The organism is Corynebacterium suedekumii (genome assembly GCF_030252185.1).
GTDB lineage: Bacteria > Actinomycetota > Actinomycetes > Mycobacteriales > Mycobacteriaceae > Corynebacterium > Corynebacterium suedekumii.
In genome coordinates this window covers 70,678-91,799 of the sequence record NZ_CP126970.1, presented here as the reverse complement: position 1 = coordinate 91,799, position 21,122 = coordinate 70,678, and the positions used below count along the sequence as shown (strand labels likewise).

Sequence of the window (21,122 nt, the reverse complement as noted above, 5' to 3'; positions counted from 1 at the left end):
GTCCCCCACAGGGTGTGGTGGGCCGGGGAGAAAAAACCCAGCATCGGGGGGTTGGGGCGGGGGTGGTCGCCAGATATGGGGTGAGGGTGGGGTGTCGTGACCTGCACTTTTCGACGCCGCGCCACTCCTCGTGACCCGTGCCACGTCGAGGCGGGGGTACCCTGGGTCTCTCAATTTACCCCCAAAACGACCCTGACACGCCAGGGGGTTGCCTAGGTTTACGCCAGGGTGTTGTGGGCGGGTTCTGGATTCTGGCTGGAAAAGGTGGCGTTGACCAGCGCGGACGTCGAAAAGCGCGGCATGTGAGGGCGCCCTAAGTGGTGCGGAACGTCCCGGGAAGCCCTTGCGGGCGGCAGGTGAAGTGGGACACAGTGGAGGCACTCCAGCGACGGCGTCACCGCCGAGAGCCGCTGGGCCCCACCTTCTTCCAGATTTCCCGATCACAAGGAGACTCCATGTCTTTCCAGAACCTCTCCGGCGTCGAGGGCGACCCGACCGCCAAGGGCTCCGGCAACGCCGCCACCGACAAGTTCAAGGGCGAGGCCGTCAAGTCTGACACCTCCAAGGAGCGCGCCAACGCCATCTACACCGACCTGCTGGCCGCCATCGCCGAGGTCGCCCACAAGCACCAGGTCACCTACGACGAGTACCGCGTCCTGAAGAACTGGATGATCCAGGTCGGCGAGTACGGCGAGTGGCCGCTGTGGCTGGACGTCTTCGTCGAGCACGAGATCGAGGAGATCAACTACAACCGCAACTCCTACACCGGCACCAAGGGCTCCATCGAGGGCCCGTACTACGTGCCGAACTCCCCGGAGCTGCCGTGGAAGACCGAGATGCCGATGCGCGAGCAGGACAAGGCCGCCACCCCGCTGGTCTTCAAGGGCCAGGTCACCGACGTCGACGGCAACGGCCTCGGCGGCGCCACCGTCGAGCTGTGGCACGCCGATGAGGAGGGCTACTACTCCCAGTTCGCCCCGGGCATCCCGGAGTGGAACCTGCGTGGCACCATCGTCACCAACGAGAACGGCGAGTACGAGATCAAGACGCTGCAGCCGGCTCCGTACCAGATCCCGACCGACGGCCCGACCGGCTGGTTCATCGAGTCCTACGGTGGCCACCCGTGGCGCCCGGCCCACCTGCACCTGCGCGTGAAGTCCCCGGGTTACCGCGAGATCACCACCCAGCTGTACTTCCAGGGTGGCGAGTGGGTCGAGAACGACGTCGCCACCGCCGTCAAGCCCGAGCTCATCCTCGAGCCGAAGAAGGACACCGAGACCGGCTACAACCTGGTCGAGTACCCCTTCGCACTGGACAAGGAAGACTAGTCTCTTCCCGGTACGCCTCACGTCCCTAGACTTGGTCGGGACGTGGGGCGTTTCCCCGTTTCCACCCCTGCTGACAAAGGAACTGACATGTCTGATCTGACGATCGCCAAGGTTGAGACCCGGCTTCTCGACGTCCCCCTCTTCCGCCCCCACGGCTTCGCCACCTACACCGCCACCTCCCAGCCCATCCTGCTGGTCTCCGTCACCCTCGAGGGCGGCGTCACCGGCTACGGCGAAGGCGTCGTCCCCGGCGGCCCCTGGTGGGGAGGCGAATCCGCCGAAACGATGAAGGTCATCATCGACCACCATCTCGCCGAGGCCACCGTCGGCCGCGAGGTCACCGAGCTCGTCGGCATCGTCCAGGACTGGAACCGCTCCGTCGCCAACATGCGCTTCGCCAAGGCGGCCCTCGAGATCGCCATGTTCGACGCCTGGGCCCGCGCCCTCGACGTCCCCCTCGCGCACCTCCTCGGCGGCCAGTTCCGCACCGAACTCGACTGCGTCTGGGCCCTCGGCGTCCTCCCCCTCGACGAGGCCTTCGCCGAAGTCAACGAACGCCGCGAACTGCTCGGCACCACCCAGTTCAAGCTCAAGATGGGCTCCGGCGACCCCGCCGTCGACTCCGGCCGCATCGCCGACCTCATCGCCAACACCGACGACTCGCTGTCCTACCGCATCGACGTCAACGCCCGCTGGGACCGCCTCACCGCACTGACCTACCTGCCCAAGCTCCGCGACGCCGGCATCCAGCTCTTCGAACAGCCCACCCCGGCCCACGACCTGGACACCCTCCGCGAGATCACCACCCGCGTCGGCGTCCCCGTCATGGCCGACGAATCCGTCTGCTCCCCGGCCGACGCCCTCGCCGTCGTGACCAAGCAGGCCGCCGACGTCATCGCCATCAAGACCACCAAGGCCGGCGGCCTCATCGAGTCCAAGAAGATCGCCGCCATCGCCGAGGCCGCCGGCCTCGCCTGCCACGGCGCCACCTCCCTCGAGGGCCCCTTCGGTACCGCCGCCTCCCTCCACTTCGCCGCCTCCACCCCGGCGATCACCTACGGCACCGAGCTGTTCGGCCCGCTCCTGCTCAAGGAGACCTACGTGGCCAACGACATCGAGTACCGCGACGGCAAGGTCATCGTCCCCTCCGGCCCCGGCACTGGACTCGAGCCCGACTGGGACAAGATCGACCACTTCACCCGCGACTGATGTGGCTCATCCGGCTCGACGCGCACCTGCCCGGGGACATGGACCCGGAGGTGCGCGCCGACCTCATCCAGCGATCCACCGATCTGGTGGCGACCTGGCCGGACGCGAGCATCTGGCGGGGGATCGGGCATTGGACGATCGTGTCCCTCGTGGACACGGATGATCCCCACGGCCTGGTGAGCGCGCTCCCGGTGGCCCGCTGGTGCGCGGTGCAGATCGAGCCGCTGGTGTCGTTGAAATGAACGGCAAAGGCACTTTTCTGTCTACATTGCCCCTGTAGGTTCCCGTCGGAAGACGGAAGTGGACAGAAAAGTGCCTTTTCTGCTTTCCAGGTCAGCTCCGAACCGGCTCCGGGACCTCAGGGGAGACGGGTTGCGTGACCACCGCAACCCGGTGCTCACGGACACCCACCAGGGCGACGGCGGTGAGGGAGACCAGGACGGCGGCGCCGGTGTAGAGGGCGACGGGGGACCAGCCGGCGTCGAGAAGGTAACCGACGACGATGGGGGCCAGGACCGCGCCGGCACGCGAGATGCCGATGGCGGAGCCGACGCCGGTGGTGCGCAGGGCGGAGGGGTAGGCCTGCGGGGTGACCGTGTACATGCCGGTGACGCAGCCGTTGAGCAGCATGCCGACGCCGACACCGAGAGCGAACATGACCATCGGCCACGAGGCGGCGGTGATGAACCCGACGAGGACCACCGCGGAGAGGAGGGAGAAGGCGACGAGGGTGCGGCGGGCGTCGATACGCGTGGTGAGGACGCCGTAGATGAGGGAGCCGATGGTGCCGCCGAAGGAGAGCATGATGCCGCCGATGATGCCCTGCTGGGCGGACAGTCCGTACTCGGTGAGCAGCTTCGGGGTCCACTGGTTGGCGAAGTTGAAGCCGGCCGTGATGAGGGAGAACGCGACCCACAGCTTGAGGGTGGTGGCCAGCCAGGGGCCGGAGAGGATCTCGCGGAGGTTGGAGCGCTCGGGGGCCGGGGCGGGCGGTGCCACGGTGAAGTCCACACCCTTGCCGATGCGGCGGGCGATGCTGCGGACGTCGTCCTCGCGGCCCTGGGCTCGCAGGTAGTCGACGGATTCGGGCAGGAAGATCACGGTGGCCACCAGGGACACGGCGGTGAGGACGGCGCCGGTGAGGAAGATCGACTCCCAGCCGTAGGTGGGGATGAACTGGGCGGCGAGCACTCCGCACAGCGAGGCGCCGAGGCCGTAACCGGCGGAGTAGATCGACGTGGCCAGGCCGCGGAAGCGCAGGTTGGTGAACTCGCTTACCACGACGGTGACGCAGGCGAGGATACCGCCGACGCCGATGCCGGTGATCACCCGCCAGAAGAGGAGTTCCCCGTAGGAGTCGGAGAAGGCGGACATGGTCAGGCCGACCAGGTCGATGGACAGGGCGGCGAGGATGAGCTTCTTGCGACCGTAGCGGTCGGCAAGCGGGGCGAGCAGGAAGGATCCGATGCCGATGCCGATGAGTGCCGAGGACAGCAGCCAGCCGAGCTGTGCGCCGGAGAGGCCGAACTCCTCGGAGACCGACGAGGAGGTGAACGCCATGGCGACGAGGTCGTAACCGTCGAGGGCGTTGAGGAAGCAGGCCAGCCCGATGATGAACCACTGGTAGGTGGTCATGCGGGTGGTGTCGATGAGCTGTCGGATATCCACGTCGGCTCGACTTTCAGGGCGGAGGTTCTGGGGGACGTTCATGGACGTTACGTCACCGGCCTCGCCTCCCAGCGATTAATATTCACCGCATTTGGTGTGCTCATTGGGTGTTTTTGCTAAACCCCTGTACAGCTCGGTCTAGATGATCTGACCAATGCGGGACGGGTCTGAAAAGCGGTCCGAAAGTTGGTCCGACCGCGTCCGGAATCGCCTCCGGCTCGGGGGTGCCGTTCGCCCACCCATGCCGCCTCGCCTCCCCGTCGGGGTGGATGTCGACCGGACGATCCGCGAGACGCCCTGGCGTGCACCCCTGACTAACCCCTGGGTCGGGTCCGGCTCAGGAATGCGCTGGCCAGCGCAATGCGCCTGCCGCACACGTCGTTCGCCCAGGGAACACCTTGCCAATATGTGAACCACGTCTCTACCGTGATGGTTATCACGCACAGCCCGGACATCAGGAAGGCATCACCATGACCCTCAACGCCCCGACCGACGGGTTCTACGCCCCGCTCCACTTCCCGGAGTACCGCACGACCATCAAGCGCAACCCCACCAACGAGCTCATCATGGTGCCCGAGCGCCTCGGCGAGCTCTCCGGACCGGTCTTCGGTGACCGCGACCTCGGCGGCATCACCAACGACATGACCCAGGCCAACGGTGGCGAGGCCATCGGCCAGCGCATCGTCGTCCACGGCCGCGTCCTCGGCTGGGACGGCAAGCCGGTCCCGCACACCCTCGTCGAGGCGTGGCAGGCCAACTCCGCCGGTCGGTACCGCCACAAGAACGACTCCTGGCCGGCCCCGCTCGACCCGCACTTCAACGGCGTCGCCCGCACCATGACCGACGAGAACGGCCACTACAACTTCCTCACCGTCATGCCGGGCATGTACCCGTGGGGCAACCACCACAACGCGTGGCGTCCGGCCCACATCCACTTCTCCCTGTTCGGCCGCCAGTTCACCGAGCGCCTGGTCACCCAGATGTACTTCCCCGGCGACCCCATGTTCTTCCAGGACCCGATCTACAACTCGGTCCCGGCCGGTGCCCGTGAGCGCATGATCGCCGTCTTCGACTACGACGAGACCCGCCCGAACTACGCCCTGGGCTACAAGTTCGACATCGTCCTGCGTGGCCAGAACGCCACCCCCTTCGAGTAAACCGACCCCCCGGACCAGGAACGAGAAACATCATGATCGACACCCACAAGACCGGCGAGTTCCGCTACGATGTCTCCGACATCCGCGACCAGGACGAGGCCGAGTTCGGCATCACCCCCTCCCAGACCGTCGGACCCTACGTCCACATCGGCCTCACCCTCGAGGGCTCCGAGCTCATCGCCCCGGACGACGCCGCCGACACGGTCGAGGTGACCGTCTCGGTCACCGACGGCAACGGTGACCCGGTGGCTGACGCCATGATCGAGATCTGGCAGACCCGCCCCGACGGCACCTACAACACCGATGAGGTCGACGGCTTCCGTGGCCTCGGCCGCGGCATGGTCGACGACACCGGCGCCGTCACCTTCACCACCCTCGTCCCCGGCGCGACCGACGAGGAGGCCCCGCACCTCAAGGTCGGCGTCTTCGCACGCGGCATGCTCGAGCGCCTCTACACCCGCCTCTACTTCCCGGAGAACGCCGAGGCCAACGCCGCCGACCCCGTCCTCGCGCTGGTCGACGCCGCCCGGCGCGACCTCCTCGCCGCCCGCGCGGTCGACGGCGGGTACCGCCTGGACATCGTCGTCCAGCACGAGGACGCGGAGAAGGAGACCCCGTTCTTCCGTGTCTGAACAGCCTGATCTCGCCCGCACCCTCTACAGCGACCACGCCGGCGGCGCCACCGACGCCCACGTGCACCTCTCGGACCGGGCGTTCCTCGACGCCATCTGCGAGTTCGAGCGTGCGCTCGCCGACGCCGCCGAGGCCACCGGCCACATCACCCCGGAGGCCGCCGAGGCCGCCCGGACCGCCATCGACGACTACTCCTGCGACGTCGCCGCCATCGGTTCCGCCTCGGCCGCCGGCGGCAACCCGACCATCCCCATGGTCGCCGAGCTCAAGGCGGCCACCCGTGACGCCGCCGGCATCCATGTCGGCGCGACGAGCCAGGACGCCATCGACACCGCCCTCGTGCTGTGCACCCGGCGCGCGGTGGCGGCGCTCGACGATGAGCTCCGCGACGTCGAGAAGCTCCTGAACGACCTGGCCCGCACCCACCGGGACACCCCGGTCATGGGCCGCACCCTCGGCCAGCAGGCGCTGCCGACGACCTTCGGTGTCATCGCCGCGGGCTGGCTCGAGGGTGTCCACGCCCCCGCGGACCAGCTGCGCCGGACCGCCGCCGCACTGCCCGTGCAGTACGCCGGGGCGACGGGCAACCTCGCGGCCACGCATCCGCGCGGCATCGAGATCCACGACCGGCTCGCCGCCGACCTCGGGCTCGCCGAACGACCGCTCGTCTGGCACACCAACCGCCAGCCGCTCGTCGCCGTGGGACTGGCCGCCGCGCAGCTCGCCGGCGCAGTACGCAAGATCGCCGGGGACATCACCGCCTCCTCGGCCACCGAGATCGCCGAGCTCTCCGAGGCGAGCCCGGGCGGCAGCTCGTCCATGCCGCACAAGGCGAACCCGGCCGCCGCGGTCGCCTGCGACGGGTACGCCCGCCGCACCCCGGGCCTGGCGGCCACGCTTCTCGACGCCCTCGACTGCCGCTGGCAGCGCGGCACCGGCAGCTGGCACGCCGAATGGCAGACCCTGCGCGACCTGCTCGCCGCCACCGCCTCGGCCGTGAGCCGGATCCACGCCAGCCTCGACGGCCTGCGCGTGCACACCGACACCATGGCCTCGCGCGTGAGCGAGCCGACCACCGGCCACGCCGGGGACATCACCGACATCACCCTGGAAGGAATCGACGATGAGTGACCTGTACGACGAGGGCCGCGCCGCGGCCCACGAGACCGGCATGCGCAACCGCCGTGCGGTGCTGGGGGACGCGCACGTGGATGCGGCCGTCGCGAAGCAGACGCCGGTGACGGAGAAGTTCCAGGACTTCATCACCCGCACCGCCTGGGGCGACGTGTGGAACCGGGAGGCCCTCGACCACACGCAGCGCCGCCTGCTCACCATCGCGATCCTCACGGCCGTCGGCAACGACGGTGAACTCGACATGCACATCCGCGCCGCCCTGCGCGCCGGAGTGGACGCCGACCTCATCGGTGAGGTCCTGCTCCACACCGCCGTGTACGCCGGCGTGCCCAACTCCAACCACGGCTTCAAGCTCCTGCAGCAGGCCGTCACCGACTCTGAAGGAGACAAGTAGATGTCCCACACCCCCGTAGCCATCATCGGTGCCGGCCCCGCCGGCCTCACCCTCGCCCACCTGCTCCACGTCAACCACGGCATCGAGTCCGTCGTGTTCGAGTCCCGCTCCCGGGAGGACGTCGAGGAGACCGTCCGCGCCGGAGTCCTCGAGCAGGGCACCATGAACCTCATGCGGGAGACCGGCGTCGGTGAGCGCATGGACCGCGAGGCCGACATCGACGACGCCATCGAGCTGGCCATCGACGGCGAACGCACCCGCATCGACCTCGCCGGGCTCACCGGCCACCACATGGCCGTCTACCCGCAGCACGAGTACCTCAAGGACTTCATCGCCGCGCGTCTCGACGCCGGCCAGACGATCCTGTTCAACACCACCGTCGACGACGTCACCGGCTACGACGACGACCGGGTCACCGTCACCTACACCACCGACGGTGGTGAGCAGCAGACGCTGACCGCCGACTACGTCATGGCCGGCGACGGCTCCGCCTCCCCGCGGCGCAAGCTCATCACCGAGCTGCCCGGTGCGGTGCGCGCGAAGCACGAGTACCCGTATGCGTGGTTCGGCATCCTCGTCAACGCCCCGCAGACGCAGAAGGAGCTCATCTACGCGAACTCCCCGCACGGCTTCGCGCTCATCTCCACCCGCACCCCCTCCGTCCAGCGCTACTACCTGCAGTGCAACCCGGACGACACCGTCGAGCAGTGGGACAACGAGCGCATCTGGTCCGAGCTGCACAAGCGCGTGTCCACCGATGACCTGCGCGTGTCCGAGGGCGAGATCTTCGACAAGGCCGTCCTGCGCTTCCGTTCCGCGGTGACCGACCCGATGCAGCGCGGGCGCCTGTTCCTCGCCGGCGACGCCGCCCACACCGTCCCGCCGACCGGCGCGAAGGGCCTCAACCTCGCCGTCGCCGACGTCTCCGTCCTGGCCCCGGGCCTGGCACGCGCGATCAAGAAGAACAACACCGACCTGCTCGACGAGTACTCCGCCCTCGCCGTCCCGCGCGTGTGGAAGGCCCAGCACTTCTCCTACTGGATGTCGTCCATGCTCCACACCGTCCCGGAGGACCCGTACTTCCAGACCCAGCGCTCCCGCGCCGAGCTGCGTTCCGTGCTGTCCACCGAGGCCGGCCGCACCTACCTGGCGCAGCAGTACGTCGGCCTCGACCTGCCCCGATTCGAGGTTTAAGTGTCCGTCTCCACCCCCGCGTCTGCGTCCACCGCGACGCGCTCCACCTTCATCGTCACCCTGCTGTGCTGGATCGCCGTGCTTCTCGACGGCTTCGACATGGTCGTCATCGGTGCCGTCCTGCCCTCCATGATCGAGGACCCCACGTGGCAGGTCACCCCGGGTGAGGGCACCCAGATCGTCACCGCCGGTCTCGTCGGCATGACGATCGGCGCCCTGGCCATCGGCACCCTGACCGACAAACTCGGTCGCCGCTGGGTCATGATCGTCTCCGTCTTCGCCTTCTCACTGCTCACCCTGGCGATGGGCTTCGCCGGCAGCGTGTGGCTGCTCATGCTCCTGCGTTTCCTCGCCGGCGTCGGCCTCGGCGGCTGCCTGCCGACGGCGATCTCCATGGTCACCGAGTTCCGCGGCCGGGCGAAGGCCGGATCCTCGACGACGACCGTCATGACCGGCTACCACGTCGGCGCGGTGCTCACCGCACTGCTGGCGATCATCATGATCGAACCCTTCGGCTGGCACTCGCTGTTCATCGTCGGTGCCGTCCCGGGCCTCATCCTCGCCCCGGTCATGTACTTCCTGCTCCCGGAGTCGCCGCAGTACCTGCTGGCCAAGGGACGTGCCGAGGAGGCACAGGCCATTGCGCAGCGCTACGGGATGGAGCTGTCCGACCAGCTCGACCGCGACGCCGCCGAGGCCGCACAGCAGGACAAGCAGCGCAGCTCCCTGGCCTCGCTGCTCTCCCCGAAGTACCGCCGCAACTCGCTGGCGGTGTGGGCGACGTCCTTCATGGGTCTGCTCCTCGTCTACGGCCTCAACACCTGGCTGCCGCAGATCATGCGTGCCGCCGACTACGACCTGGGCAACTCGCTCGGTTTCCTGCTCGTGCTCAACGTCGGCGCCGTGGTCGGCCTCATCATCGCCGGCAAGGTCTCCGACACCCACTCGCCGCGGCGCACCGGCCTGCTGTGGTTCGTCGCCTCGGCGGTGTTCCTCGCGCTCACGGCCATCAAGCTGCCGCTCATCGCGCTCTACGTCGTCGTGTTCATCACCGGTGTGTTCGTGTTCTCCTCGCAGAACCTCGTCTACGCCTTCGTCGGCGAGAACCACCCGTCGAACATGCGCGCCACGGCCATGGGCTTCTCCGCCGGCATCGGCCGCCTCGGCGCGATCTCCGGCCCGATGCTCGGCGGCCTGCTCATCAGCCTCGGCCTGGCGCACCCGTGGGGCTTCTTCGCCTACGCGGCCGTCGGCCTGCTCGGTGCGCTGCTGTTCGCGCTCACGCGGCCGGTGTACCGCCGGTAGGCATATCACGGCATGAATAGGTCGAGTAGGCCTGGGACCGCGGTCTCGGACTACTCGGCCTATTCATGTCGAGCTGTACCTCGCGTGACATACCTCAGCCGAGATGCTCGCGCAGAGCCTGCCGCGTCTTCACACCGAGCTTCCGGTAGACGCGGGTGAGGTGGTACTCGACGGTCTTCGTCGACAACGACAACTCGCGGGCGACCTCACTGTTCGTCGCCCCGTCCGCCACCCGCGCGGTGATCTGCTCCTCCTGGGGAGTCAGCCCGTGCGGGTTGCTGCGTGGCCCGGCCCCGACCCCGCCGATGCGCCGCTCGGAGGCGCATCGTTCCGCCATGACGGTGGCACCCATCTGCAGGAAGATCTCCGCGGCGTGGGAGAGCACCTCATCGGCACGTTGCCGGCGCCCGTGCCGGCGCAGCACCTTCCCGTACTCGAAGAGGATGCGGGACTGATACGCGGGCATCGGCGTGTCGAGGATCGCCTCGACCGCCCGCTCGAACGTCCGCAGCCCACCGGTGACATCACCGCGCTGGAACTGGATCGTCGCCCGCGGCACCGCGTTCTTCGCCATGAGGGAGACGAGGCCGGAGGGGAGTGGCGCTGCTCGGCGCCGGTGATGACCTCGTCGGCGGCGTCGATACGCCCCGCCCGGATGAGGGTCTGCGCGTAGACGTCCTCCCACGGCCAGAAGCCGGGGTGCTGGGTGTCCGTCGAGGACACCGTCCGTGCCAGCAGCGCGCCGGCGCGCAGGGCGGCGGGCAGGTCCGCGGAGTTGGCGGCCACGATCATCCGGCCCATCGCCGCCGGCAGGGACTGGAGCAGGAACGCATCCTCGCTCAGGGTCAGGCGCTGGAGGTAGTTGCGGGAGAGCAGGTCATCGCCCTGCATCGCGGCGATCTGCACACCCGTCCACAGCAGCATCGGTTCGAGCAGCTCCATGCCGTGGGTCTCACACGCGGCCAGGCCGCGCTCGACGATGCGGGCCGCCGTCGTCCACTCGCCGAGGACGTAGAGGGTGCGCGACAGCCACGCATCCTGCCACACCCCGATCGCCGGCGACTGCCCGGGCAGGTGCTGCAGGCGCTCGCGGGCGGTGAGCGGATCATCGAAGCTCAACGCCAGCCATCCGTGGACCATGTCGAGTCGCTGCCGGTCCAGCGCCGTTGCGGTGTCGATGTCCAGCTCCGGCATCCGGCCCGAGAGCGCGGCATCGGCGACGAGCCCGAGGACCCGGGCCTCGACGGTGGCGGGGGCGGAGGGGGCGTCGGCAAGCAGTGCGGCGACCTTGTCCTGCATGCCCGACAGATCCCAGTCCGCCAGCGACAGCAGCACGCCGCGCACCCGGTGCCGTGGCTCCGGGCCCGGATCAGTGAGATACTCGTGCGCCCGGCGGCGCAGGCCGCGGTTGAGTGCGAGGTACCCGCGCAGGCTGGACTGTTCCGCAGGATCGACCTCCGGCGGGCACTCGTTGAGGTGGAGCTCCGCGGTCGGCAGCTCGAAGGCCGCCGTCAGCTCGCGGGCCCGGGCGAGGTGCTCCGCCGGCGTCCGCGTATCGACGCCCCGCGCCGCCAGCTCCCCGTCCGGCAGCGTGGCGATGAGGGTGTCGATCGCACCCGGCCACCCGCCGGTGTCGGCGTGGATCTGCTCCACCGTGGCCACCGGGATGCGGCGGCCGGTGACGGAGTGGAGATAACCGGCGGTCTCCGCCAGCGTGAGCGGGGGCAGCCGGAGCACCTCGGTGGCCAGGTGGTCCAAGTCCGGGCCGTCGACCGTGGCGATGACCGACACCGTGGACTCCGGGTGTCGTGCCGTGGTGATGAGCTGCCGCAGCGACGGCTCATCCGCATGCTGCAGATCGTCGACCACGACCACGCTGTCCACCAGCGGTGAGGGCAGCAGAGCGGCGAGCGCGCCGGGCTCGTCGCGGTGCCACGGGAACAGCGCGACCCGGTGCTGCGTGCGACCCGTCAGATGCGTGAGCACCGAATCCAGGGCACCCCGCCGGTCCGCCCCCTCCGGGCCGGAGATGAGCAGCACCGCCCCGGCCCCGGTGGACGTCAGGTGCAGGGCGGCGCGGTGCAGCAGGCGGCGGTGGATGTGCCGCAGGTACTGGGAAGTCATGGTGGTATCGACGATACCGCCGGTGGCGTGTCAGTTTCGCCGGTGGATCGACTTGTAGCTCAGATAGGCACTGAGCCCCTCGATGCCGTACTCGACGCCCATGCCGGAGTCGTGGCGACCGCCGAACGGAGCAGAGTGGTTGGAGCCGAAGAAGTTGATGCCCACGGAGCCGGAGTCCACCAGACGTGCGACCTCGAGGGCGCGGTCCTCGTCGGCTCCGAAAACGATGCCGCCGAGGCCGAACTCGGTGTTGTTGGCCAGGCGCACGGCGTCGTCAAGTCGGCCGTCGGAGTCGTCATAACGCAGGATCGTGATGACGGGACCGAAGATTTCCTCGCGGGAGACGGTCATGTCCTCCGTGACATCGGCGAGGACGGTGGGGACGATGAACGCGCCGTTCTCGAGACCGGGGCCCAGCTCCTCCGGTGCGGCGGACCGCCCACCGGCGGCGATCCGCGCTCCCTCCCGACGGGCGGAGTCCAGGTAACCCGACACCGTCTCGAACTGGGCAACCGTGGACACCGGGCCGAAGACCGTCCCGGGATCCAGGGGGTCGCCCTGCGGGGCGTCGGCGACGGTGGTGGCGACCATGGAGACCACCTCCTCGTAGCGTGAGGCCGGTGCGAGGATCCGGGTGGAGATGTAGCAGGTCTGACCCGTGTTGCGCATGCACGAGCGGATGAGCACCTTCGACACCGCCTCGAGGTCGGTGTCGGGAAGGATGATCGCAGAGGACTTGCCGCCCAGCTCCAGTGTGACAGGGCGCAGAAGTTCACCACAGGCTGCGGCGATCGTGCGGCCGACCGGGGTGGATCCGGTGAAGGCGATCTTGTCGACATCCGGGTGGCGGACCAGGGCGTCGCCGAGTCGGCCCGGGCCGGTGAGCAGGTTGACCACACCGGCCGGCACCCCCGCCGCCTCGACCGCCTCGATGATGAAGCGGATCGACAGCGGTGTGGGGGAGGCCGGCTTGATGACCACGGTGCAGCCGGCCAGCAGTGCCGGGGCCAGCTTGATCACCACGAGGTTGATGGGGAAGTTCCAGGGGGCGATGAGCCCGCAGACCCCGATCGGATCCTTGTCCACGATCGTCTCGGCGCCCCCGACGGGGAAGGGACGGACGTCCTCGTCGTCCAACCACGACGCCAGGGTGGCGAAGTAACGGAAGATGCCCGCCGCGTTCGCGGCCGCGCCCCGGGTTTCCGAGACGGGGGAACCGTTCTCCCGGGTGTTCGTGTGGGCGAGCAGGTCACTGCGTGCCTCGATCTCCTCCGCGATGCGCAGCAGGTACTCGGCGCGCTCGGCGGCGGGGAGCTCGGACCACGCAGGCAGGGCCCGACGGGCGGCGCCGACGGCCCGGTCGAGTTCCTCCGGGGTGGCGACGGGGACCGATCCCCAGGTCTCACCGGTGGCCGGATCCACGACGGGATTCCGGTCCGGGGTGGCGGCGGCCTGCCAGGTGCCGTCGATGTAGAAGTCGCCGACGTGGGTGTACGGCAGGTTGAGCTCGGCGCGGCGGGCGTGGGCGTCAGTGAGTACGGTGGTCATCGGATGATCTCCGTCCGCAGGAGATCACGGCATCGTGCCAGGTCAGCCCACGCCATCTGGTGGGCGGCGTCGGTGATGAGCTCGGGCAGGATCTCCTCCTCGAGCCGGTCGACGTACGTTGCGGGGTCCATGCCGAACCAGCTGCAGGACATGGCGATGCCGGCCCGATCGAAGCGCCACAGGCGGTCCGAGTCGCGGACGAGCGCGTCCTCGAGGGAAAAGGCGACGTGGCGGGTGTCGTGGCCGTCAACGATGTCGCAGACCCGCTCGACGAAAGCGTCGTCATACCCCAGATCGGGGAGCACGCGGCGGGCGACGCGGCAGCCCTCCCGTTCGTGTTCGAAGCGGATGGCGGCTTTGCGCCAGTCACCCCGGAAGCCTTCGGAGATGATGCGGCTTTCGTCGACATGCGCCCAGCCGGTGTCGTGCAGTGCCGTGGCCACGAGGACGACCTCCCGGTCGGCCTCCGGGTAGGCGTCGCACAGGCGGGTGGCGTATGCCGTGACGATCGGCAGGTGCAGGTCATTCGCGCGTGTGCGGGTCTCGGGGACGATGGCGCGCCACAGCTCCTCCAGGCCGGAGCTGGGGGACAGGCAGATCGGCGCGGTGTCGACGAACTCGCGGGTGGGGACGGGGCGTTCCGGGTGGGAGGCGGCGAAGCGGCGGGCGCGCGGATCGTCGATGTGGTTCTCCGGCGTGGCCGGCGCCCAGGCGGGTGGGGTGGTCATGAGACAGGCTCCAGATTTCTGATGATGGTCTTGAGGGGGACGGTTGCGTCGGCGGCCTCGGTGGCGGGGATCTCCTGGCCCTTGGCCAGGGCGTTGCGTACCGCCATGAAGTCGAGCGGGTGGTTGATGCAGTCCGCGGCGATGATCCGCCCGTCGCGGTAGTAGAGGACGCTGAACTTCCCGTTGTCGTCGTCGCGTCGGACGACGGTGGTGTCGTAGCCGAGGGACAGGCCGGCGATCTGCAGCTTGAGATCCCCCTGGTTCGACCAGAACCACGGAATGCCGGCGTAGTCCTCCCGCTTGCCGACGACCGAGTACGCCGCCACCTTCGCGTGTTCAATGGCGTTGTTGACGCTCTCCAGACGAATCCGTTCCGCCGGGTCCGCGCCGGGCAGGGGATTGGGCAGGTTGGCGACATCACCGACGACGATGGTGTGGTTGTCGGAGGCGACGGCGTACCGGTCGACGAGGATGCCGTTGTCGACGTCGAGACCCATCTGCTCGGCGAGTTCCGTGTTGGGGATGACGCCGATTCCGACGAGCACGAGTTGGGCGGGGTGGACGGTGCCGCCGTCAGTGACGACCCCGGACACTCGTCCGTTATCGTCGGCGGTGAGCTTCTCGACGCCGGTGTCCAGCAGGATGTCGAGCCCGGCGTTCCGGTGGTGGGTGAGCAGGTGATCCGAGGTCTCCGCACCGACGGCGCGGCCGACGAGGCGGGGAGCCCGCTCGATGACCGTCACCTTCTTGCCCAGTTCCCGCAGAGAACAGGCCGCCTCCAGTCCGATGAAGCCGCCGCCGATGACGACCGCCTCCTCGACCCGGTCCAGGGAGGCCTTGAGGGCCAGGGCGTCATCGGCGTTGCGCAGGTAGACGACGCCGTCGAGGTCGGCCCCGGGGATCGGCAGGTGCCGGGCGCGCGCACCCACGGCGAGCGCCAACCGGCGGAAGGGGAAATGTGTGCCGTCGGTGGCGTAGGCGGTGCCGGAGCCATCCTCGTTGCGGTCGATGCGCTCTATGCGCGCACCCTTGACGAGGCGGATGTTGTTCTCGGCCCAGTACTCGTTGGAGCGGAAGATGAGGCGCTCCTTGTCGTACGTGCCCTGCAGAAACTCCTTGGACAGGGCGGGACGTTGATAGGGGCGGTGGTCCTCGTCGCCGAGGAGGGTGATGTGCTCGTCGAAGTCGAGTCCCCGGAGGGAGATCGCCAGCTGGACGCCGGCCTGACTCGCGCCGATGATGAGCAGTCCTGTGGAATCGGTCATGGTCACACCTGCGTCTCGGGAGTGGTGACACACAGGCTCATGCCTTCGGTCACCGGGAGCTGGCAGGACAAACGGGAGTTGTCCTCCCGGTCGACGGCGGTGCCGTAGAGCATCTCGTCCTCCATGCCGGTCATCCCAGGGAGGTCGATGTCCTGGCCTTCGTCGACGAAGACGTGACAGGTGGCGCAGGACAGGGAACCGCCGCATTCGGCGACGATCCCGGGCACACCGTTGCGCACGGCGGTCTCCATGACGGAGTCTCCGACGGTGGCCTCGATGGTGCGGGCGGTGCCCTCGGTATCGGTGTAGGTGACAGTGGTCATGTTCTTCTCCTGTGCAGTGTGGTGGTGTCAGATGAACTGCCGGCCGCCGTCGACGACGAGGGTCTGGCCGGTGATGAAGCCCGATTCGGGTGAGGCGAGGAAGAGTGCGGCGCCCACGATGTCCTCCGGTTCGCTGGCCCGCTTGATGGAACCGCGGTCGACGCCATAGGAGGCGGCGTCGGACATGAGACCGTAACTGGCGTCGGTGAGCGTGAAACCCGGGGCGATGGCGTTGACGGTGATGTTGCGGCCGCCGAGTTCCTTGGCCAGGACGCGGGTGAGAGCGATGACCCCGCCCTTGGACGCGACGTAGTGGGCCCACTGGGCCGAGCCCGACATGACGGTCGCTGACGACAGGTTGACCACGCGGGCACCGTCGGACAGGTGCGGGCTGAGGGCACGGGTGACCAGCCACGGTCCCTTGAGGTTGACGCCCATGACCAGATCCCATTCGGTCGGGTCGATCTCCTCGAAGGGGGAGCGGGTGACCGTGGCGTAGATGGCGGCATTGTTGATGACGACGTCGATCAGCCCGCCGGCGAATTCGGCGACGTCGGTGGCCAGCTGTTCCGTGGAGACGGGGTCGGTGACATCGACCCGGAAGGCGGCGGCGTCGGTGAGGGTGTGCAGTCGCTCCGCGGTCTCCTGTGCGCCGTCAAGGTTGATGTCGGCGACGGCGACGCGGTCGCCGAGGCGGGCGAATCCCTCCGCGAAGGCGCGGCCCAGGCCACCGGCTGCCCCGGTGATGAGGACGGTTCTCTGAGTGGTCATCGGTGGCTCCCTACGGCGCCACGAGAGCAGCGTCGGCGGAGGGGACGTCGGCGGCGGCCGGGGCGTCATCAAGCACTTCGACGGTGCCCTTGGTGCCGTCGACGCGCAGGCGCTGACCGGTACGGATGGTGGTGGAGGCGCTGCCGGTGCCGGTGACGGCCGGCAGGGCGTACTCACGGCAGACGATGGCGGCGTGGCTCATCATGCCGCCGATGTCCGTGACGGCGGCCTTGAGCTTGCCGAAGATCGGACCCCAGCTCGGCGCGGTGACCGGGGCGACGAGGATCTCGTCCTGCTGGATCTCGGAGATCTGGTCGGCGTCCATGATGACGCGGGCGTAGCCCTCGACGATGCCGGGGGAGGCGGCCATGCCCTTGAGTGTCCCCTCCGGGGTGTCCTCGTCGTTGCCGAGCCAGGACTGGACCTGTTCGGTGGTGATGCCCCACAGCATGCGGGTGAAGGGTTCGGTGATGGACTCCGGCGGGGTGTTCAGCGCCGGTGCCGGGCGGGCGGTCTTGAGGGCGTCGACCATCTGGCGGCGCTCCTCGATGATGTCCGGCCAGTAGACCGGTCCGATCGGGCCGTCCGGGGCGCCGACACCATGGCCGGTGACCAGGTCGAACAGGGCGTCGCGGACCTCGTTACGGGTGAGGTAGAGCATGTCGTCCGCCTCCGGCCAGAAGCCGTGGGCGTGGAGCATGCGGGACAGCTCCCGGACCTTGCGCCAGAACACACCCATGGTCCAGTGCTCGATGTAGAAGTTGTGGTTCTCCACGTAGGGGTAGGCGGTGGCGGCGAGCCCGCGCTTGGCGTCGAAGGCGGCGAGCTGCTCGGCGTCGAGAAGCTCCCGGTACTCGTCGACGATCCGGTCCTTCTCGGCGATGAGCTCGGCGGTGGGACGCTTAATGATCTGGCACTCGTCGAGGCGGCGGATGTAGTCGGCGATGAAGCCGAGCGGGATCTCCAGGTGGTCGATCCAGTACTTGTCGTGGCCGTAGAATCCGTTGCCCACGGTGAAGTTGAACCACGGGTTCTGGGCCTCGTCCCAGCGGGCGATCCAGCGCTCGCCACCGGGGGCGGCCGCGAGGGCGGCGAGGGTGCCCTCCGCGTCGTCGGTGTCGGCGAAGTGCTCTTGCAGGCCGAGCTCGACGGCGAGGATGGCCAGCTCCTTGAGCTCGTCGTCCGGACGGAAGAGTTCCATGTCGACGCCCTGCACCATGTTGGCGATGGACTGGTCGGGGATGTCCGGGAACACCTCCTTGCAGTAGTTGAAGAAGTCGAGGTAGGCGATGTAGCCGAGGTTGAGGAACTCGAAGTGGTACTGCCAGTTGCGGTACGCCAGGGCGATGAGGCGGTCGTAGTTCTCCAGCAGGACCTCGGAGCCGTCCATGGCCTTGCCGGACTCGATGTCGGCCATGGGCACCATGTCGGGCAGGTGGTCGAAGGAGAGCGACTCGAGCTCGTAGATGGTGCCGCGGACCTTGCCCTTCCACTCCTCCAGCATGGAGTCCCAGTTCTGGAAGTAGTGGGTGATGCGGGCCTGGAACTCCGGGACTCGGTCGGCGACCTGGTCGTCCGGCACCGGGATGGGGGACATGTAGAGGTAGCCGAGGTGGACGCGGAACTCGATGCCGTTGGCGTTGGGGATCATGAGGTGGCGGGCGTTGTACTGCCCGAGGCACTTGACGGCGTATTCCGCGCCAATGGTCTCGAAGGGCTTGAACACAGTGGGCCAGTGCTGCGAGTCGCAGAACCAGAACTTCTCGTTCTCCTTGTCCTTGAGACGGTCCTGGAAGACGAGGTAGTAGGGGTAGAGCTTCTCCCATCCTTCGGCGCCCGCGGGCACCGGCAGATCGGAGGGCTTGGGGAAGGACTTCTTCGACATGGGTGTCTCCTTGTTCGGGGTGGGGATCAGCGGGCGGCGAGGATGGTGGAGGTCAGAGAGCCGAGGTTGAAGCCGCCGGCGCCGGCCGGGGCAGCAGCAGGCTTCGGGGCGGAGTTGTTGGAGTGGACGGTCTCGGGGCGGGACTGCAGGAGCAGGAGGTTCTTCCCGTCGGGGAGGTCGGCGTCGAGTGCCCACTCGATGTCCTGCGGGCAGCGGTAGTGCTTCTCCGCGCGCTTGGCCATGGTGGCCACCTGCACCAGCTCGTCGTCGGTGAGGCTGCGGGTGGCGGCGCGCTCGGGGGAGACGTCGCGGCGGACGAGACTGCCGGAGGCGGCGTCGGGGACGAGCTCGTGGTGCTTGTCACCGAGGTGCTCGCTGACCACCTGGAGGGTGACCTTGTCGAGGATGATGTTGTCCGGGGTGACCTCGCCGGAGACGACCATCTCGCCGACTCCCCAGGAGGAGTCGATGGTCACCTTGGAGCGGTCACCGTTGGCGGGGTTGAGGGTCATGGCGACGCCGGCGACGCGGGCGTTGACCATCTTCTGTACGACGACGGCCATGGACAGGCCCTCATTGGGGATGTTGTTCTTCAGGCGGTAGATGATCGCGCGGGCGGTGTAGAGGGATGCCCAGCACTTACGGATGTGCTCGGTGACCGCGTCGATGCCGATCTGCCACAGGTAGGTGTCCTGCTGACCGGCGAAGGAGGCGTCGGGCAGATCCTCGGCGGTGGCGGAGGATCGGACCGCGACCGGCACGTCGCCGCCACACTGCTCCATGAGTCGGGCGTGGGCGTCGAGGACTGCGGTGCGGGCGGCAGGCGGGACCGGCAGGGAACACAGCGCCTCCTGGATCTCAGCGGAGAGCTTCTCGACGGCGGCGACGTCCTCGGCGTCGACATCGTCCAGTGCCTCGTGGAGCTTGTCGGCGATCCCGGCGTCCCGGATGAAGGCATCGAAGGAATCGGTGGTGACGACGAAACCGGGCGGGACGGGCATGCCGGCGGCGGTCATGCTCACCAGGGAGGCGCCCTTGCCGCCGAGAGTCTCGAGGGTGGGTTCCCTACCGTCGTCGAAGTGCTGGACGTAGATGGGGGTGTCGGACATGTCAGGCTCCGGTGGTGGTGTCGGCGTCCCAGGTGACCGGGACGGAGGTGGGGACGCGGAAGGAGAGATTCTCGCGGAAGTCGATGTCGGTGTTCTCGGCCAGGCGAAGGGTGGGCAGCAGGCGGACGGCTTCTTCGAGGCAGATCTTGGCCTGCAGTTTCGCCAGCATGTTTCCCAGGCAGTAGTGAATGCCGAAGCCGAAGGAGAGGTGCTCACGGGCGTTGGGGCGGGTGATGTCGAATTCTTCGCCGTCCGCGAAACGGGTCTCGTCGCGGTTGGCGGAGCCCATGAGGAGGAGCAGCCCGTCACCGGCGGCGATCTTCTGTCCGCCGACCTCGGCATCCTTCGTTGCTTTACGACGCCAGCCGACGATGGAACCGGAGTAGCGGAGGACCTCGTCGACCGCGCCGGGAATCTTCTTCGGATCCTCGATGAGCTGCTCCCACTGGTCGTGGTGGGTGAGAAGCACGCGGAAGCAGTTGCTGATGAGCGTGGTGGTGGTCTCGTGGCCGGCGAAGAGGAGGGAGTAGAGAAGAGAGGCGATCTCGTGGTCGGTGATCTCGCCGCCCTCCTGCTGGTGGCGGACGAGATCACCGGTGAGGTTGTCACCCGGGTTCTCGTGGGCCGCGGCGACGAGGCGCTGACATTCCTGCCAGTAGTCGACGAGGTGATGGGCATGGGGCACCTGCTCCTCGTCCTTGAGGTCGCCCCAGGTCATCGCTGCGCGGGAGTCGCTCCACTGCTTGTACGTGTCGATCTGGGCGGTGTCCGCGCCGATGAGAGTGAGGATGGTGATTGTCGGGATGTCGTACGCCAGGTCCCGGAGCATGTCGGCGGAGCGGTCCGGGTTGTTCTTCACGGCCTCGAGGCGCTCGACGACGCCGGCGCGGATGTCCGGTTCCAGGGCCTTGTAGCGGCGCGGAGTGAAGGCCTTCTGTGCGATGGCGCGAATGCGGGTGTGCTCGGGAGGGATACGGGCGGAGAGGCCGGAGTAGGCGGTGAAGCCGCCGTCCTTCATGATCTGAGTAGCCTGCGGCCCGCGCTCGCGCACCGGGGCCTGGGCGTTCTCCGAGGAGAAGGTCTCCCAGTCGTCGAAGACGGCCTTGATGTCGTCGTAGCGGGAGACGATCCAGTAGCCGATGCGCTCGTCGAACATGACCGGCTCCTCCTCGCGGAGGGCGGCGTAGGCGGGAAAGGGGTCCTTCATCTGGAAGGGCTCGTAGCCGTGATGGTCGCCGCCTGCACCGTGGGCGTAGGGACAGCCGGCGGTGGCTGCTGCCGGAAGTGCGGTGTCGGTGGTCATGATGTCTGCCTCCTCTGCGGCTGCGCCGGGTGGGTCCGGTGCAG

20 protein-coding genes are annotated in these 21,122 nt (G+C 68.4%); 9 read left to right on the top strand and 11 right to left on the bottom strand.

What is annotated here, in order from left to right:
• Positions 1–455: 455 nt before the first annotated feature.
• From catA to QP029_RS00445, 3 genes are all read left to right on the top strand, one after another.
• On the top strand, positions 456–1,328 hold the full coding sequence (gene catA / locus QP029_RS00455; protein WP_284874975.1) for a catechol 1,2-dioxygenase: 873 nt from the start codon (positions 456–458) through the stop codon (positions 1,326–1,328).
• An 87-nt stretch (positions 1,329–1,415) separates the two neighbouring features.
• Positions 1,416–2,537, top strand: a complete 1,122-nt coding sequence (locus tag QP029_RS00450) for a muconate/chloromuconate family cycloisomerase (protein ID WP_284874974.1) — start codon at positions 1,416–1,418, stop codon at positions 2,535–2,537.
• Positions 2,537–2,779, top strand: a complete 243-nt coding sequence (locus QP029_RS00445) for a muconolactone Delta-isomerase family protein (RefSeq protein ID WP_284874973.1) — start codon at positions 2,537–2,539, stop codon at positions 2,777–2,779. The genes QP029_RS00450 and QP029_RS00445 overlap by 1 nt, the downstream gene beginning before the upstream one ends.
• Positions 2,780–2,870: 91 nt before the next feature.
• Here the strand turns inward: QP029_RS00445 and QP029_RS00440 are convergent, their stop codons facing one another.
• Positions 2,871–4,205 (bottom strand): MFS transporter, encoded by a 1,335-nt coding sequence (locus tag QP029_RS00440; protein WP_284874972.1) that lies wholly within the window; start codon positions 4,203–4,205, stop codon positions 2,871–2,873.
• Positions 4,206–4,675: 470 nt separating this feature from the next.
• On the opposite strand from QP029_RS00440, the gene pcaH reads away from it, so the two are divergent.
• Genes pcaH through QP029_RS00410 form a run of 6 tightly spaced genes read left to right on the top strand, consistent with a single transcriptional unit; the run spans position 4,676 to position 10,022 of the window.
• Positions 4,676–5,362, top strand: coding sequence for a protocatechuate 3,4-dioxygenase subunit beta (gene pcaH, locus QP029_RS00435; protein ID WP_284874971.1), 687 nt, complete (start codon positions 4,676–4,678; stop codon positions 5,360–5,362).
• A gap of 32 nt (positions 5,363–5,394) precedes the next feature.
• Positions 5,395–5,994: a protocatechuate 3,4-dioxygenase subunit alpha gene (pcaG, locus tag QP029_RS00430; protein WP_284874970.1), complete on the top strand. Its 600-nt coding sequence runs from the start codon at positions 5,395–5,397 to the stop codon at positions 5,992–5,994.
• Positions 5,987–7,126: a 3-carboxy-cis,cis-muconate cycloisomerase gene (gene pcaB / locus QP029_RS00425; RefSeq protein WP_284874969.1), complete on the top strand. Its 1,140-nt coding sequence runs from the start codon at positions 5,987–5,989 to the stop codon at positions 7,124–7,126. Before pcaG ends, pcaB begins: the two co-directional genes overlap by 8 nt.
• On the top strand, positions 7,119–7,523 hold the full coding sequence (gene pcaC / locus QP029_RS00420; protein ID WP_284874968.1) for a 4-carboxymuconolactone decarboxylase: 405 nt from the start codon (positions 7,119–7,121) through the stop codon (positions 7,521–7,523). Before pcaB ends, pcaC begins: the two co-directional genes overlap by 8 nt.
• Positions 7,524–8,717 carry a 4-hydroxybenzoate 3-monooxygenase gene (locus QP029_RS00415; RefSeq protein ID WP_284874967.1) on the top strand — a complete coding sequence of 398 codons (1,194 nt, stop codon included), beginning with the start codon at positions 7,524–7,526 and terminating at the stop codon, positions 8,715–8,717.
• Positions 8,718–10,022: an MFS transporter gene (locus QP029_RS00410; RefSeq protein WP_284874966.1), complete on the top strand. Its 1,305-nt coding sequence runs from the start codon at positions 8,718–8,720 to the stop codon at positions 10,020–10,022.
• Between the two features lie 94 nt (positions 10,023–10,116).
• Here the strand turns inward: QP029_RS00410 and QP029_RS00405 are convergent, their stop codons facing one another.
• The 10 genes from QP029_RS00405 to QP029_RS00360 are packed head-to-tail and all read right to left on the bottom strand — an operon-like array spanning position 10,117 to position 21,078.
• Entirely contained in the window at positions 10,117–10,359 is a 243-nt protein-coding gene (locus QP029_RS00405; protein WP_284874965.1) for a helix-turn-helix domain-containing protein, read from the bottom strand.
• On the bottom strand, positions 10,284–12,146 hold the full coding sequence (locus QP029_RS00400) for a MalT transcriptional regulator family protein (protein ID WP_284874964.1): 1,863 nt from the start codon (positions 12,144–12,146) through the stop codon (positions 10,284–10,286). Before QP029_RS00400 ends, QP029_RS00405 begins: the two co-directional genes overlap by 76 nt.
• Positions 12,147–12,176: 30 nt before the next feature.
• Positions 12,177–13,694, bottom strand: a complete 1,518-nt coding sequence (locus QP029_RS00395; RefSeq protein WP_284874963.1) for an aldehyde dehydrogenase family protein — start codon at positions 13,692–13,694, stop codon at positions 12,177–12,179.
• Positions 13,691–14,422 (bottom strand): HD domain-containing protein, encoded by a 732-nt coding sequence (locus QP029_RS00390; protein WP_284874962.1) that lies wholly within the window; start codon positions 14,420–14,422, stop codon positions 13,691–13,693. The genes QP029_RS00395 and QP029_RS00390 overlap by 4 nt, the downstream gene beginning before the upstream one ends.
• On the bottom strand, positions 14,419–15,687 hold the full coding sequence (locus QP029_RS00385) for an NAD(P)/FAD-dependent oxidoreductase (protein ID WP_284874961.1): 1,269 nt from the start codon (positions 15,685–15,687) through the stop codon (positions 14,419–14,421). The genes QP029_RS00390 and QP029_RS00385 overlap by 4 nt, the downstream gene beginning before the upstream one ends.
• A 2-nt stretch (positions 15,688–15,689) precedes the next feature.
• Positions 15,690–16,010 (bottom strand): 2Fe-2S iron-sulfur cluster-binding protein, encoded by a 321-nt coding sequence (locus QP029_RS00380; RefSeq protein WP_284874960.1) that lies wholly within the window; start codon positions 16,008–16,010, stop codon positions 15,690–15,692.
• 27 nt (positions 16,011–16,037) lie between these two features.
• Entirely contained in the window at positions 16,038–16,781 is a 744-nt protein-coding gene (locus tag QP029_RS00375) for an SDR family NAD(P)-dependent oxidoreductase (protein WP_284874959.1), read from the bottom strand.
• A gap of 10 nt (positions 16,782–16,791) precedes the next feature.
• The gene (locus QP029_RS00370) at positions 16,792–18,666 is read right to left on the bottom strand and encodes a PEP-utilizing enzyme (protein ID WP_284874958.1); all 1,875 of its coding nucleotides are present in this window, start codon (positions 18,664–18,666) and stop codon (positions 16,792–16,794) included.
• A 26-nt stretch (positions 18,667–18,692) separates the two neighbouring features.
• Positions 18,693–19,775 carry a PEP/pyruvate-binding domain-containing protein gene (locus QP029_RS00365; protein WP_284874957.1) on the bottom strand — a complete coding sequence of 361 codons (1,083 nt, stop codon included), beginning with the start codon at positions 19,773–19,775 and terminating at the stop codon, positions 18,693–18,695.
• Between the two features lies 1 nt (position 19,776).
• Positions 19,777–21,078: a cytochrome P450 gene (locus QP029_RS00360; protein WP_284874956.1), complete on the bottom strand. Its 1,302-nt coding sequence runs from the start codon at positions 21,076–21,078 to the stop codon at positions 19,777–19,779.
• Positions 21,079–21,122: the final 44 nt, after the last annotated feature.

Excerpts from the sequence above, each read along its gene's own strand:
- catA (WP_284874975.1), top strand. The coding sequence starts at position 456 with ATGTCTTTCCAGAACCTCTCCGGCGTCGAGGGCGACCCGACCGCCAAG.
- QP029_RS00450 (WP_284874974.1), top strand. The coding sequence starts at position 1,416 with ATGTCTGATCTGACGATCGCCAAGGTTGAGACCCGGCTTCTCGACGTC.
- QP029_RS00445 (WP_284874973.1), top strand. The coding sequence starts at position 2,537 with ATGTGGCTCATCCGGCTCGACGCGCACCTGCCCGGGGACATGGACCCG.
- pcaH (WP_284874971.1), top strand. The coding sequence starts at position 4,676 with ATGACCCTCAACGCCCCGACCGACGGGTTCTACGCCCCGCTCCACTTC.
- pcaG (WP_284874970.1), top strand. The coding sequence starts at position 5,395 with ATGATCGACACCCACAAGACCGGCGAGTTCCGCTACGATGTCTCCGAC.
- pcaC (WP_284874968.1), top strand. The coding sequence starts at position 7,119 with ATGAGTGACCTGTACGACGAGGGCCGCGCCGCGGCCCACGAGACCGGC.
- QP029_RS00415 (WP_284874967.1), top strand. The coding sequence starts at position 7,524 with ATGTCCCACACCCCCGTAGCCATCATCGGTGCCGGCCCCGCCGGCCTC.
- QP029_RS00405 (WP_284874965.1), bottom strand. The coding sequence starts at position 10,359 with ATGGCGGAACGATGCGCCTCCGAGCGGCGCATCGGCGGGGTCGGGGCC.
- QP029_RS00400 (WP_284874964.1), bottom strand. The coding sequence starts at position 12,146 with ATGACTTCCCAGTACCTGCGGCACATCCACCGCCGCCTGCTGCACCGC.
- QP029_RS00395 (WP_284874963.1), bottom strand. The coding sequence starts at position 13,694 with ATGACCACCGTACTCACTGACGCCCACGCCCGCCGCGCCGAGCTCAAC.
- QP029_RS00390 (WP_284874962.1), bottom strand. The coding sequence starts at position 14,422 with ATGACCACCCCACCCGCCTGGGCGCCGGCCACGCCGGAGAACCACATC.
- QP029_RS00385 (WP_284874961.1), bottom strand. The coding sequence starts at position 15,687 with ATGACCGATTCCACAGGACTGCTCATCATCGGCGCGAGTCAGGCCGGC.
- QP029_RS00380 (WP_284874960.1), bottom strand. The coding sequence starts at position 16,010 with ATGACCACTGTCACCTACACCGATACCGAGGGCACCGCCCGCACCATC.
- QP029_RS00375 (WP_284874959.1), bottom strand. The coding sequence starts at position 16,781 with ATGACCACTCAGAGAACCGTCCTCATCACCGGGGCAGCCGGTGGCCTG.
- QP029_RS00370 (WP_284874958.1), bottom strand. The coding sequence starts at position 18,666 with ATGTCGAAGAAGTCCTTCCCCAAGCCCTCCGATCTGCCGGTGCCCGCG.
- QP029_RS00365 (WP_284874957.1), bottom strand. The coding sequence starts at position 19,775 with ATGTCCGACACCCCCATCTACGTCCAGCACTTCGACGACGGTAGGGAA.
- QP029_RS00360 (WP_284874956.1), bottom strand. The coding sequence starts at position 21,078 with ATGACCACCGACACCGCACTTCCGGCAGCAGCCACCGCCGGCTGTCCC.